Origin of the sequence: Proteus sp. PR00224, from assembly GCF_016238105.1 — a bacterium.
Lineage (GTDB): Bacteria > Pseudomonadota > Gammaproteobacteria > Enterobacterales > Enterobacteriaceae > Proteus.
This window is the reverse complement of record NZ_JAEHQU010000002.1, coordinates 271,544-285,264: the sequence shown is the minus strand read 5'-3', so window position 1 is coordinate 285,264 and position 13,721 is coordinate 271,544. Positions and strand designations below refer to the sequence as shown.

10 protein-coding genes and 1 pseudogene are annotated in these 13,721 nt (G+C 32.5%); 7 read left to right on the top strand and 4 right to left on the bottom strand.

From position 1 onward, the window contains the following. Positions 1 to 1,152 precede the first annotated feature (1,152 nt). Entirely contained in the window at positions 1,153 to 2,313 is a 1,161-nt protein-coding gene (locus JEP71_RS04695) for an MFS transporter (protein WP_198625837.1), read from the bottom strand. Positions 2,314 to 2,612: 299 nt separating this feature from the next. Here JEP71_RS04695 and JEP71_RS04690 point away from each other — a divergent pair, with 299 nt between their 5' ends. The 3 genes from JEP71_RS04690 (at position 2,613) to JEP71_RS04680 (ending at position 4,985) form a co-directional block, all read left to right on the top strand. Then, entirely contained in the window at positions 2,613 to 2,903 is a 291-nt protein-coding gene (locus tag JEP71_RS04690; RefSeq protein ID WP_198625836.1) for a putative quinol monooxygenase, read from the top strand. A gap of 246 nt (positions 2,904 to 3,149) precedes the next feature. Continuing rightward, positions 3,150 to 4,049, top strand: coding sequence for a DNA-binding transcriptional regulator YafC (yafC, locus tag JEP71_RS04685; RefSeq protein ID WP_198625835.1), 900 nt, complete (start codon positions 3,150 to 3,152; stop codon positions 4,047 to 4,049). Between the two features lie 357 nt (positions 4,050 to 4,406). Then, positions 4,407 to 4,985 carry an NAD(P)H-dependent oxidoreductase gene (locus JEP71_RS04680; RefSeq protein ID WP_198619702.1) on the top strand — a complete coding sequence of 193 codons (579 nt, stop codon included), beginning with the start codon at positions 4,407 to 4,409 and terminating at the stop codon, positions 4,983 to 4,985. A 109-nt stretch (positions 4,986 to 5,094) separates the two neighbouring features. Here JEP71_RS04680 and JEP71_RS04675 read toward each other — a convergent pair whose 3' ends face one another. After that, the gene (locus tag JEP71_RS04675; protein ID WP_198625834.1) at positions 5,095 to 6,645 is read right to left on the bottom strand and encodes a methyl-accepting chemotaxis protein; all 1,551 of its coding nucleotides are present in this window, start codon (positions 6,643 to 6,645) and stop codon (positions 5,095 to 5,097) included. A 507-nt stretch (positions 6,646 to 7,152) separates the two neighbouring features. Here JEP71_RS04675 and JEP71_RS04670 point away from each other — a divergent pair. From JEP71_RS04670 to JEP71_RS04660, 4 genes and pseudogenes are all read left to right on the top strand, one after another. Beyond that, entirely contained in the window at positions 7,153 to 7,734 is a 582-nt protein-coding gene (locus tag JEP71_RS04670; RefSeq protein ID WP_198619704.1) for a histidine phosphatase family protein, read from the top strand. Positions 7,735 to 7,801: 67 nt separating this feature from the next. Continuing rightward, entirely contained in the window at positions 7,802 to 8,689 is an 888-nt protein-coding gene (locus JEP71_RS04665) for a PhzF family phenazine biosynthesis protein (RefSeq protein ID WP_198619705.1), read from the top strand. Between the two features lie 774 nt (positions 8,690 to 9,463). Continuing rightward, positions 9,464 to 9,553 (top strand): annotated as a pseudogene (locus tag JEP71_RS17525) (hypothetical protein); the annotation flags it as partial. Positions 9,554 to 9,727: 174 nt separating this feature from the next. Then, positions 9,728 to 11,965, top strand: a complete 2,238-nt coding sequence (locus tag JEP71_RS04660) for a TonB-dependent hemoglobin/transferrin/lactoferrin family receptor (protein WP_196534134.1) — start codon at positions 9,728 to 9,730, stop codon at positions 11,963 to 11,965. A 113-nt stretch (positions 11,966 to 12,078) separates the two neighbouring features. Here the strand turns inward: JEP71_RS04660 and JEP71_RS04655 are convergent, their stop codons facing one another. Beyond that, a complete protein-coding gene (locus JEP71_RS04655) occupies positions 12,079 to 12,690 on the bottom strand; it encodes a protein-methionine-sulfoxide reductase heme-binding subunit MsrQ (protein ID WP_198625833.1) in 612 nt (203 codons plus the stop codon). After that, positions 12,690 to 13,700, bottom strand: a complete 1,011-nt coding sequence (msrP, locus tag JEP71_RS04650; RefSeq protein ID WP_196534133.1) for a protein-methionine-sulfoxide reductase catalytic subunit MsrP — start codon at positions 13,698 to 13,700, stop codon at positions 12,690 to 12,692. The genes JEP71_RS04655 and msrP overlap by 1 nt, the downstream gene beginning before the upstream one ends. Positions 13,701 to 13,721 lie beyond the last annotated feature (21 nt).

Sequence of the window (13,721 nt, the reverse complement as noted above, 5' to 3'; positions counted from 1 at the left end):
TAATACTTTCTTTCATTATCGATAATATTTTACTTTGTATTTTTAATATTTTATTTTGTTTTTTCTATCTTGTTTTAATGTTTAGTGTTTTCTTTATTTTGTTTTTTTTATTTCTTGCCTATTCTTTACGTGTTTTTCATTTATTAAAATATATTTATTTTTTTTATTTCTAATTTATATCTATTTTTATCTAGTGTGAAAATAAATTGTTATCATTGATTTGTTTTTATTTATTCTTAATATAATAATTTTAATTATACAAAATTAATATATATTATATTAACTGTTTAAATGGACTTTAATATGATTTTCTCATCAATGATTAACTTCTTTTTGTATCCAGAGGCGCACAATTACTCGCTTTCAAACTAGATTTAATTGTAATACAAATCAGTGGGATAATGGAACCATGATAAGAAAAGTAAATAATAAATGAGAATGGTTCTTCCTAATGTTCCTCAATTAAAGATATGATTGAAGTGATCTTGATCGTATTGATAAAAGTAAAAAGTCTATTTTTTTTATTCTTTATAAATAAGAAAACGTGAAATAAATTCTATTTAATAATAGGAAAATATTTATTTAAGGGGATTTCTTACCTTTTTAAAAGTGTTTAAGTTGACTGTTATAGAACAAAGATAAGATATGAAATATTTTTGAAGTAATAGTCTCATTTTTAGGTGAAATATTAATTTCATCTAGATAATTGTCATACAAATATTCAAAGTAAAAAAGGTGATTGAAAAGTGAGTTTACAGATAATTATTTTCGATTCAGCTACGTAATAATCTCTAACGGAATATTTTCTTTAGTGTGTAAATGTGTTGCTGCCTGTTTTAGCTCTATAAGCTTATCTCACAATAAGTGACATTATCCTGAGATTATTATGGGAGTATTAATAGTGAAAAGATTATTTTCATCATTAAATAGCTCTGTTTTGATAATGGAAATCAGCGATTATGTTAGCGATGTTTTAGGATTTAACATTTAACGCCATCCATAAACGTTGAAATAAGTTGGCAAAAACAAACAGTTTGTCTGATATTGGTAAAATTGTTTACATTTTATTGTCGACGTTGTTACACATGAAAAAAAAGAACCAAAGTGTGAACTAGGTTCATTTTTTAGTGAGTATGAATAGGGCGTTAAAGACTAAGCCAAGCTTCTTTGTGGTTCTCTTTTCACTTTATATTGAGCAAAAACCAGTAATAAACCAATGATCCCAACTAAGGCCGCACTTAAAGGGACAATGTTGTAACTGTATTTTAAAGCAACTCCGCCAATAACGGCTCCAATAGCGTTGCCTAAATTAAATGCACCGATATTTACTGATGAAACTAAACCCGGCGCATCATGGGCTATCTGCATTGTTTTTATTTGCAGTGGTGGAACAAGGGCGAAGCTCGCCACACTCCAAATAAAAAGAGTGATAATCGTTAAGAACAAATGATTTGAAACTAAGGGTAAAAGGATCATTGATAAAATCAGTAATATAAAAAACATCACTAATGTTCTATCAATTCCTTTTGCCGATAACTTACCCCCTAAGTAATTACCTACGGTAAATCCTAATCCAATCACAACAAGTAGCATTGCGACATCGCTTTCGCTGATATGAACAATATTAATAAGGAAAGGGGCGATGTATGTATAAAGAGCAAAAAGAGCAGAGGCGCCAAATACGGTAGTCAGTAGTGCTAACACAACAGGTAAACGAGTGAGTACTTTTAATTCATACTTGATATTAGGCTTGTTTCCTTTAGGGATCGCAGGGAGCAGCATTAATAAACCCATCAGTGTCACAACACCTAATCCAGAAATAAGGACAAAGGCTAAACGCCAGCCATAAACTTGACCAATCCAAGTAATAAAAGGAACACCGATCAAGTTTGAAAGAGTTAATCCCATAAACATAGCGGCAACGGCAGCAGCTTGTTTATGTTTTTCAACAAGACTTGCGGCTACTACTGATCCAATACCAAAAAAAGCACCATGATTAAGACTCGTTATTAGCCTTGCAACCATTAATCCCCAATAGCTATCAGATTGTGAGGCGAATAAATTGCCTGCAATAAAGAGCAATAATAGGAAAATTAAAGCATGTCGTTTTGTTAATCGACCTAAGCCCAATGTCATAATAGGAGCGCCAACCATAACACCGACAGCATAACCTGTAATGAGGCCACCTGCTGTTGTGATCGAGATATCTAGCCCTGAAGCAATATTAGGTAGTAATCCCATTGGTGTAAATTCAGAGGCTCCTATTGCAAATGCCCCAGTAGCCAGAGCTAATAAAGGGAGAAAGGTTTTCATAGCGCATCCTAATAAGGTGAATAATAAATTTGAAATTTAATAGGGTGCTAGTGTAATGAAGTAAAAAAATGCAATAAATAATGAAAAAAACAATAGACTATTGCTTTAATGGCAATAATGATTGTGGTGTTTATATTATTGAATTGCTTTTTAATAAAAATAATAATCATTATGATAATAACAATATCAGCAACTTATTTTTGCCTAAATGTAAATAATGAAATAAAAAATTATGCTAGAGTAATTTCAGGTTGTTATTTATTTGTCATTTACACTTATGTTGGAATATAGGATTTCATATGAATAATGTCAGATTAATTGCCACAATTGTGTCAAAAGAAAATCATGAAAATGAAGTGTTATCTGCTTGCAAAGCAATGATAAAACCAAGCCATAAAGATGAAGGATGTATCCAGTATGAACTTCATAAGGATACCACTCAACCAAGAACCTTTATTTTCTTTGAAATATGGGAAAACCAGAGCGCTATCGATAAACACAATGAAACGGCACATATGAAAGCGTTTGTTGAAAACCTAAAAGATAAAATTGAATTATTAGATATCAAATTTATTGAAAAATTAGCCTGATTTTATTTACCCTCCGTTAATGTGTCTTATTATTTTAAATAAAAATTTTATGTTTAAACCATGATTTAAGCAGATGTACATTATGTATATCTGCTTATTTTTTAAGTAGTAACGCTTATTTATACCATTCACACTATTTACAATAACTCACTATTCTCCCCTGATTATTAACTTAATTGCAATAATAAAAAAATGTCCGTATCCTTAAATCCCAATATACTACCTAATAGCACTGGAACTTATTGTATGAAAGCAACGTCAGAAGAAGCGAGAGTATTCGTTGAAGTTGTTGAACATAAAAGCTTTACAAAAGCAGCTGATAAACTGAATCTGGCTAATTCAGCCGTCAGCCGAACAGTGAAGAAATTAGAAGATAAATTAGGTGTTAATTTACTGAATAGAACGACCCGCCAAATTGATCTTACCATAGAAGGTGAACTTTATTTTCAGCGAATGAAAGTTATTTTGCAGGAAATGCAAGCCGCTGAAAATGAGTTATATGGCACACAAAATTCACCTAAAGGTTTACTGCGTATCGATGCGGCAACTCCTGTTGTATTACATTTGTTGATCCCTTTTATTTCTATTTTTCGCCAACAATACCCTGATATTATTTTGTCATTAGTCTCATCAGAAACTTTTGTGAATTTAATTGAGCGTAAAGTGGATGTGGCCATACGAGTTGGCCATTTAACAGACTCAAGTTTACGTGCTCGCCCTTTATTTAATAGCTATCGTAAAATTATTGCTTCGCCAAAATATATAGAGCGAAAAGGAATTCCGACAACAGCGCAAGCATTGAGCGAACATACTTGTTTAACATTTACTGAGCCAGTTTCATTAAATACATGGCCTTTAGAAATCGAAAAAAATGCATTAATTACGGTAACAGAAGGGATATCTTCAAACAGTGGCGAAACATTAAGGCAATTATGCGTGAGTGGTGAAGGGATTGCTTGTTTATCTGATTTTATGGTGAATAAAGATATTCAAGAAGGCAAACTAGTTGAGCTATTTAGCGATAAATTACAATCTATACCATTACCTTTTCATGCTGTTTATTATAGTGATCGCGTGGTGAGCCAACGTATCCGCGTTTTTATTGATAGTTTAACTCAATATTTATCTGACACATTAAAGCTGTAACTTTTAGCACACTAATATCCTTAATTTCTTACAGTTTATCTTGGTGTGATAGTAAGACGATCCTATCAGATTAGAAGATATTCTTATTAATGTTATAACAGCCAACGGTTTAACAAAATAGCCTGAACAACAATAGACTTTTGCCTAAAAAGCAATAATCTCTATTATTAATATACCCAATCGTAAAAGTGGTCTATTTTGGTTTTTTATTCTTAATTATCTTTGTTAATTTTTAATAATAAGAAAATAATCCTGAATTTTAATTTTCTATAGATTTTGATGTTGTGTGCGAATTTTTTTATTTCCTGTTAAATTAACTCTATTAAACGTATCGCAAGAGAAAATTTAGGAGTTGGCATGAATATTTTATTGATTAATGGTGGTCAAAACTTCGGTCATTCTGCTGGTCAATTAAACCGTACACTACATGATGTTGCTGCTGAGCATTTAGTTACATTAGGTCATAGCGTTAAAGAAACCCAAATAGAAGATGGCTATGATATTGACGACGAAATCGAGAAATTTCTATGGGCAGACACCATTATTTATCAAATGCCTGGCTGGTGGATGATGATGCCGTGGAAAGTAAAAAAATATATGGATGATGTGTATACATTTGGTCATGGCAAGTTATATGAGAACGATGGGCGTACGCGTCGTGATCCTAAAAAGCAATACGGTACAGGGGGGCTGTTACAAGGTAAGAAATACATGATCTCTGTAACGTGGAATGCGCCTGTTGAAGCCTTTAATGAATTTGGTAATTTTTTTGATGGCAGAGGTGTTGATGGTGTTTATTTCGCTTTCCACAAGTCACAACAATTTTTAGGATTATCTCAATTACCGACTTTTATGGTCAATGATGTTATTAAAGAGCCAACGGTTGAGAATGATATTGCTGAATATAAAGCACATTTAACTCACGTCTTTGGTTGAGTTTATTTATTCGTATAGCCGTTTGGAACATACATAAAACACGTTTAAAGGTCACTATGATAGAAGACTAGTGACCTTTATTTTTTCAATAAACTTATTCAACTAAATATTAGATACTTTTAATCTGAAAGTAATTCACTAATTTATTCAGATTAAGTGCTTGTTCATTAAGTGAACTTGCAGCAGCTACCGATTCCTCAACTAATCCCGCATTCTGTTGAGTTGTTGAATCAAGCTGACTTATAGCGTTATTGATTTGCGATATACCATCACTTTGTTCATTACTTGCCTGCCCAATTTCACGCAATAGCGCACTGATCTCTTCGACATCAGCGATCATTTTTTGGATTTGTGAGCCAGCTTGTTCAACTAATTCCATTCCTTCTTGTGTTTGAGTTGATGAATTATCGATAAGAGTGCGTATATCATTAGCGGAGTCTGCACTTTTTTGTGCCAGTAGTCTGACTTCACCAGCAACAACTGCAAAACCTTTACCATGTTCACCCGCTCTAGCGGCTTCAACAGCGGCATTTAGTGCAAGAATATTAGTTTGGAATGCAATGGCATTAATTAAGTTAATAATATCTGTCATTTGAGATGATGAGCTATTAATGGCTCTCATTTTTTCAGTTAGCTGAAGCATTATTTCGCCATTATGATGTACGGCGATTTCAGTTTTTTCAGCAACATTAATCGCATCATGAGTATGATCTGCGGTGTTTTTAACAGTTGATGTCATTTGCTTCATTGAGCTTGCCGTTTCTTCTACTGATGTTGCTTGTTCTTCTGTTCTTGCTGCTAAATTTTGGCTACCAGCTGTAATTTGCTCTGCTGCTGACGAAATATTTTCAGCGCTGTTTTGTACATTTTGCACAACTTCTAATAGGTGCGTTTTCATTTCAGCAAGGGCTTGTAATAATATTCCTGCTTCATCATGATAATCAATATTCACTTCTTGTGTTAAATCACCATTGGCAATCGCTTTAGCAAAATTTATTGCTTTCTCTAATGGAAGAGTAATGCCTTTAGTAATAAACCATCCTAAAATACTACCCACAATAATACTGATGAGGGTTAATAAGACTAAAAAGATCCTTTTCTCAATAAAATCACGTTCAACAGCGTCACCTGCCTCTTCCATTTTTTTGTCTTGTAATTTGATAAACTCTAATATTTTATCGCGATACTTTAACTGAATAGCGGAAGTTTTTGTGATCAGTTCATTGACAGCGGCGTGTTTGTTATTTTCATTAAATGCCTTCACCACAAAGTTTTGAGAGTTTATATATTGCTGACGGATCTCATAAACCTCAGCTAAGATTTTTTTTGATTCAGCATCGTGTGTGGTTTCGTCTAATTCTTTCAGTAATTGCGCAACTTTAGCGGTGATCTCTGCTTTTTTGCTCTCTTGCTCAGCCGCTAAACTTCCTTGCTCATCAAGCATAGTAAGTTGCTGAAATATAATAAATTCATTGAAATTATTAATCAGTAAGTTGGCTCTGACTGTGGCTGGATAGATATCATCAACGACATCATGAATATCTTGATTCGCACTATTTAAACCCATTAATGCGAAACTGGAACCCAACATAATTAGCATCACAAAAGTTGTAAATGCGATGGTTAACTTTGTACGAATTTTAAAGTTTTTAAAGAACATGCTTAACCCTGGATAAATAATAATTAATAAGTATTGGTAACTTATTTAAGAACAAACAGTATCGGTAAGCAGAGGAAGAACTTTAGTCATTAAACTAAATAAAGGGAGATAAAAAGGCTTGTATTGATTTTTAACACATTATTTTTTCTATTAAAAAGAGATCTCTTCCATTTTTTATCTAAATGTACTGAGTATTTAAGTTTCATTTAGCTTTATAAAATTGGGTGTAAAGTAATAAAAAATTAAAAAAAATCCTTTATTTTTTGTTAACAATTGTTTGATTGATTTTAATATTTGTTAATTAGTTTTGAGGCGTTTAGAAGGTAGAATAAAGGTCAATAGAGTATAAAAGTGGCTAAATATGCGCTATCTAAGATTTGCTCACCGCTGAAACACTTTTGGCTATGATAGACTGAGTGACTTAAACTCAGTGAGTTTATGGTTAATATTAGATGTGTTTTAATTTCCCATATTTCTTATACTCAATTGACTTAAAGGTAACGCTGTATGCGCAGTGTATTTATATTTTTGAGCGTATTTATTCTAGGATTTAGTCATATGGCGTATTCCGATCAAACACTGGTTTTTATAAGACATGGTGAAAAACCTGATAATGATAGTGGGCAACTGACCTGTAAAGGGTTAAATAGAGCATTAGCCCTACCCGATGTGCTTATAAATCAATTTGGCAAACCTGATGCATTATTCGCCGCGGCACCTAAACAGAGTAAGTTAGGGAATTCATTGCGTTCACTCCAAACGATTTCACCTATCGCTATTAAAACCTCATTGCCTATTCATCTTCAATATCACGCTAAAGAGATAAAAGCATTACGAGAGGAACTGTTAAGTCGACAGTATGAAAACTCGGTTATTTTTATTGCCTGGGAGCATGATAATTTAACCAAGGTTGCGCGAGATATTATGAAACAAGAGGGAGGCGATCCTAAATTAATTCCTAAATGGAAAAGTAGTGATTTTGATAGTATTTATATCTTAAAAATTATCCGAGAAGGGGATAAAAAAAACGTCGTATTTGAACAAAGACAACAAGGGCTAGATGGCGTGTCAGAAGTTTGCCCTAATTAATGCGTATTTTATAACACTCTATTTTTACACACAGATTTAATGCTATTCGAAGCAATGCGGGAAATATATGCAAAATGAAGCTATACGCTCAGTAGAGCACGAGATCAAAGTACACCTTATAAACTCATTTACTCGAAATAATAAAGGTGGCAATCCTGCTGGCGTGGTACTTAATCCTCCTAAATTAAGTGATGAACAGAAAATTACCATCGCTAAAGAAGTCGGATTTTCTGAAACAGCTTTTGTTTATCAAGGTGAAGAGACGGATTTTAAGGTTGATTTTTTCACTCCTGAAGGTGAGGTCGATTTTTGCGGTCATGCGACATTAGCGGTATTTTTCACTTTATCTTCACTCAACTTATTGGCTTCTGGTCATTACACACAAAAAACGAAAGCAGGTATTCTAAGTGTCGCAATTAATGCTGAAAATATCGTTATGGAGCAAACACTACCTGTTTCACGTCAAGCTCCAAATATCGATGCAGTGGCTGCAGCACTGGGAATAAATTGCGAAACTATTTCAGAAACAGGCTTACCCATTGAGATATTTTCAACGGGACTACCTGATATTTTGATCCCTGTACAATTTGGGAAATTAGATACGCTAAAACCTAATTTTGAAGCGATTGCAAACTTAAGCCGTGAATTTAATACTATCGGTTTTCATGTTTTTGAACTTAGTCAAGATAAAGAAATTACTGCTCATTGCCGTAATTTTGCACCTTTATATGGCATCAATGAAGAATCTGCGACAGGGAGTTCTAGTGGCGCTTTAGGCTGCTATCTTGTTAAGCATGTTTTCCCTCATCAAACACATTTTTTATTAGAGCAAGGGCGTGCAATGCAATGTTCCTCTCTTATTCACGTTATTATTGATTCAACAGAAAATACGATTAGTCGAGTGAGAGTAGGTGGAAAAGCGACAATGATAGGCACGAAGATTATTACTCTTTAGAGAAAATAAAAGATTTTTAATTTCGAAAACTTATTTAAAATTGAAATCCGATTTGATCCTAGCTATAAAATAAATCCAGTGTATCTATCCTAAAATAGGAAGAAGCACTGGAAAATTATTTTTATAGTCGAGAATAGATATATAATTAATTAGTTAATTTTTATATAAAAACAATACATCCATTATTTCTTAATTTTTTTATTATTGATGGTTCTTTGGTGAAGTTGTTCCAACGTAAATCTAGTTTGGTGAGTTGTGTTAAATTAATCATACTAAATTAAACTCGTTTGGGGAAAAAATTGCCCGAGTATTACTTCCTGTGACATTAGCTTTAGATGTCGTTACATTACCTTTGCAGTACCTATTTTTCTGCCATAAAGAAATACCATTGTGGGTATTTTGATATTCAAACTGAATATGAGATCACATCGCCGGGCTTTAGCACTAACCAATTTGGCCGATGTGACTACGGTATATGGATAAAAGAAATTTCTACAGAACGGTGGAAATTACTTTGTATTAGCAATTCAAAATCGAAAACCAAGGAACAGTATGGGTAACAGTAAAAACAGGGTCTATGGGGGTATATATTGTTGATTACCAGTTCTCTCCTTTTCGCAAGTAATGAGATTGATGGTTTCAATGATGGTGATAGAGTGTTGTTCGATGATAAGCCCGTTTATCAGACATATCTTGACGTTTGTAATAGGCTTACCAGTGATTTTCATAAAACAACATAAACAGATAGTTAAAAGTAATGGCGATATATAATGGCTACGCCATATGAGTTGGAGTGAATTAGCTGATTTAATTATTAAAGGTATGGAAGAGGCAATTGAGGTTAAGACTGCAACTTATGATTTTGTGCTTTTTTATTCTTAAAGAATGCATTTAAATTAATATATGTAAACATAAATATAATTAATTTGTTATTAATTAGATAAAACAACTAAATTTTCAATTGTATTACAATTCCTTTTATTGAATTGAATGATAATGATTATAATTATCATTCAATACATTAATTAAGGAGTGTTTATGAAAAAAACGTTACTCTATCTAGTTGTTACCTCGATAGTTTTTTTTAATAATAAAGCTATATCTGAAGATGTTCTTTATGTGATTGAAAAAAAAGAAGAAAAAATTAATGAAAAAACATTAAATTCAGAACAATTGGAAAAAAATTTAATATTTAGCATGGAAGATATTGTTCGCCATCTTCCTGGTGTCGGTGTCTCATCCGAAGGACGTTTTGGTAATAATGGATATGCAATAAGAGGTGTTGATAAAGATCGTGTTGCTATACAGGTTGATGATATCCCTCAAGCAGAAACCTTCGATAATACCATTTATAAAGGTTATGGTTATTTTAATGGAAGTATGAATGATATCGAAACAGAACATTTAAAGTCTGTAATTATATCTAAGGGTGCTGATTCTATATTTTCAGGTAGTGGAGCATTAGGAGGGGCTGTAAAATACGTTACTAAAGATCCTGCTGATTTGATTAGTGAAGGTAATTGGGGATTTGTTTCTCGTAGTGTTTATACTTCTAAAAATAATGAAAAAATGCAAACGATAGGTATTGCAACTTCCCAACAAGATGTAGAAGGGATGCTCTTATATGTTTATCGTAATGGGCATGAAACTAATAATTATAAACATGAAAATGATATATTCGGTTCTGCTAGGGGAACACCAGATCCTCAAGAAAAAACGCGTCATTCTTTACTATCAAAAATTAATCTATTAGGTATTCAAAACCATAAAATAGGTGCTACTTTTGAATACAGTGAGGGTAAAACATATACAGATGAAAAATCTTGGTACTTATTTTCTTCCTATTATCGTACTGGTGATGATTTATCAAAAAGAATTAGATATACACTCTCTGATACGTGGACTCCAGAAAGATATATTGACAGTATGACGACAAGCTTTAATTGGCAAAAAATAGAACAAAAAGCATTTAGCTCTACGTTTGATGAACATTATAATGGTCATTATTATGATATTTTTGAAGAAAATAGTAGGAATATCATTCAATATGGTAGGTTTATTAATAATGAAATAGTATTAATGCCATTATCTTTATTTAATACAACGCACTCATTAGCACTACGAACTTCATATTCTACAAAAACACTTAACAATAAAAATATAGATACTAAATATCTAGGAAAGCCTAAAGTTCCTTATCAATCTAATTATAGCATCATCAGACCTGTATATACTCAAGATATTAGTATTGCTTTTGTTGATGAAATAAAAATGTTTGATGACAAATTAAATGTAGTTTTAGGCAGTAGATATGATAATGTTTCTCATCATACAGATAATGCTAAATTATCTTTAGCGAAAGATAGCGATCTCACTGATAATCATTATCAGGCTTTATCTTTGGCATTATCAACCAGTTATAACATAACACCAAATTATACTTTCCAATATAAAATTGGGCAGGGTTTTCGTATTCCAACAGCTCAAGAGCTTTATTTTGATTATGGAGGTAATGATGCTCGTAATCGCTTAGAGCCTAACCCTAATTTAAAGCAAGAAAAAGGATTAAGTAATGAAATATCATTAAGTTATAATAATGATAAATTATTTAATAAAGTAAATGTATATTATACTAAATACAATAACTTTATTGATCTTAAGCAGAGCGAAAAACAAGTTCCTAATCCGTGGTATGATCCTAATATGGGCGATAGTTATTGGAATAAGCCAACATTACCACAAAATCATCTTCAATATAGTAATGTTGCCTCAGCATACGTTTATGGTTTTGAGCTAACGAATGAAATTCGGCTTTCTAAAATATTCGGCTTAGATAATACATATATATTGCGTAATACATTTAATTATACACGCGGAAAAGATGCTTCTGGAGATTCATTACTTTCTGTACAACCTTTTAAATGGGTTTCTTCCTTATCTTATGATAATGCGGATAAAAAATATGGTGCAGGGATATTTATGACTTATTCAGCACGAAAAGAAGGTAATCAAGCAATACGGAATGGTCGTGAATGGCCATATCTTAGTGATTCTTATACTATATTTGACACAACAGCTTACTATAATGTAAATAAAAATATTGTATTACGTGCTGGGGTTTTTAATTTATTTAATAGAAAATATAGTACTTGGGATGCATTAAGAAGTCTGCCAGAATTTGGTACAACAAATCAAATAGATCGTGATCGTCTTGGTTTACAACGTTTTACTGCTCCTGGGCGTAATTTTTCTATGGATATATCATTGTATTTCTAATACTGAATTGATAGGCAACTATTTAGTTTATTACAATTTGTTAAAGCCTCTTAAATGAGGCTTTAACAAGATCATTTATATAATATTAGAATTAAATTGGTGGGTAGGCTATTTTATATATTAGTTGATTTGTTTTTTTTCTGTTGCCAAAAGCGAAAAAGGTAAGTTAATCCAATAATAATTAGATAAATAATAGGCTCTGGTGTTGGCGATTTTAATGATAAAAAATAATGAATACAGACTAATAATAAGAGTGGATAAAACAGACTATGTATTCTTTTCCATTCTTGATTAAATTTATTTTTTAACCAATCAAATGAACTTATAGCCATCAATAATAAAATTATCCAACATAAAGCGCCTATAATAAGATAAATACGGGAAAAAACTTCGCTAAAAAAGAAAGTAATATTTTCCCAACCTATTTCAAGTAGCAGATAACTTGCTAAATGTAAATTAGCCCAAAAAAAACACCATAATCCTAATAGTTTTCTTACTTGAAATAATGTGTTTAATTTTAAGTAAAAGGCAACCATAGGGATCAGAGCTAATATAATTAATAAACGTAACGTTGTAATTCCAGTAAAATGCTGAATATCTTTTGAAGGATCTGCGCTGAAATTTTGCGTATAAATTGTATAAATAAGCCAAGTGAAAGCCAATAAACCAATAAGATGGAATATGGTTTTTAATAACTTAACTTTTATTCCATATATTGGTTGCATTAAAAATTTCTCCGCAAATCTAAATCTTTATATAAATGTGCGACTTGGTCGCCATAGCCATTGAACAATAATGTTGGTTGTCTTGTAACTTGACCTAATCCACCTGTGCCTATAAAGCGTTCTGTTGCTTGTGACCAACGAGGATGGCTAACATCTGGATTAACATTTGCATAAAAACCATATTCATGCGGTGCTGAAAGATTCCACGTTGTTGGTGGGATTGACTCAGTTAAACGAATTTTGACAATGGATTTGATCCCCTTAAATCCATATTTCCACGGAACAACAAGGCGAATAGGTGCACCATTTTGGTTTGGCAAGGATTTTCCATATACCCCTGTCGCCAATAATGTGAGTGGATTCATCGCTTCATCGAGTCTTAATCCCTCGACATACGGGTATTGTAAACCGCCGCCAATGAAGCGACTATCTTGTCCGCGCATCTCCTGTGGTGCATAACGCGTTTCAAAGGCAACATATTTTGCACGACTATTGGGCTCAACCAAAGAAAGTAAGCTCGCTAATGGAAAACCGACCCAGGGAATGACCATCGACCATGCTTCAACACAACGCATACGATAGATACGTTCTTCTAATTGAAATTTATGATTAATATCGTCTAAGTTTAAAGTAAGTGGGCGATTAACTTCACCATCAATAGTTAATGTCCATTCTTCTGTTTTCATTGTGTGTGCATACTTAGCAGGATCGGATTTATTAAGGCCAAATTCATAGAAATTGTTATATCCAATTACCTTATCTTCATGAGTTAATTGTAATGAAGATTGATATTCTTCAGGTTGAATAAATTGTAATTCTTTACGGGATGATTTTGGTATTGTTGGTTTGTTATCTTCAGTAAGCCATGAAAATAAATCGGCTTTTACAGTGGATGAAACCGCTATTCCAGCAGCGCCGATGCCTAATAATTTTAGTAAATTACGTCGTTTCATCATAAAAACAGATTCAGGTGTAATTTCTGATAGGTTGTTTTTCCTGTTTTTTTTCATGAAGTTACCTCTACATAATTA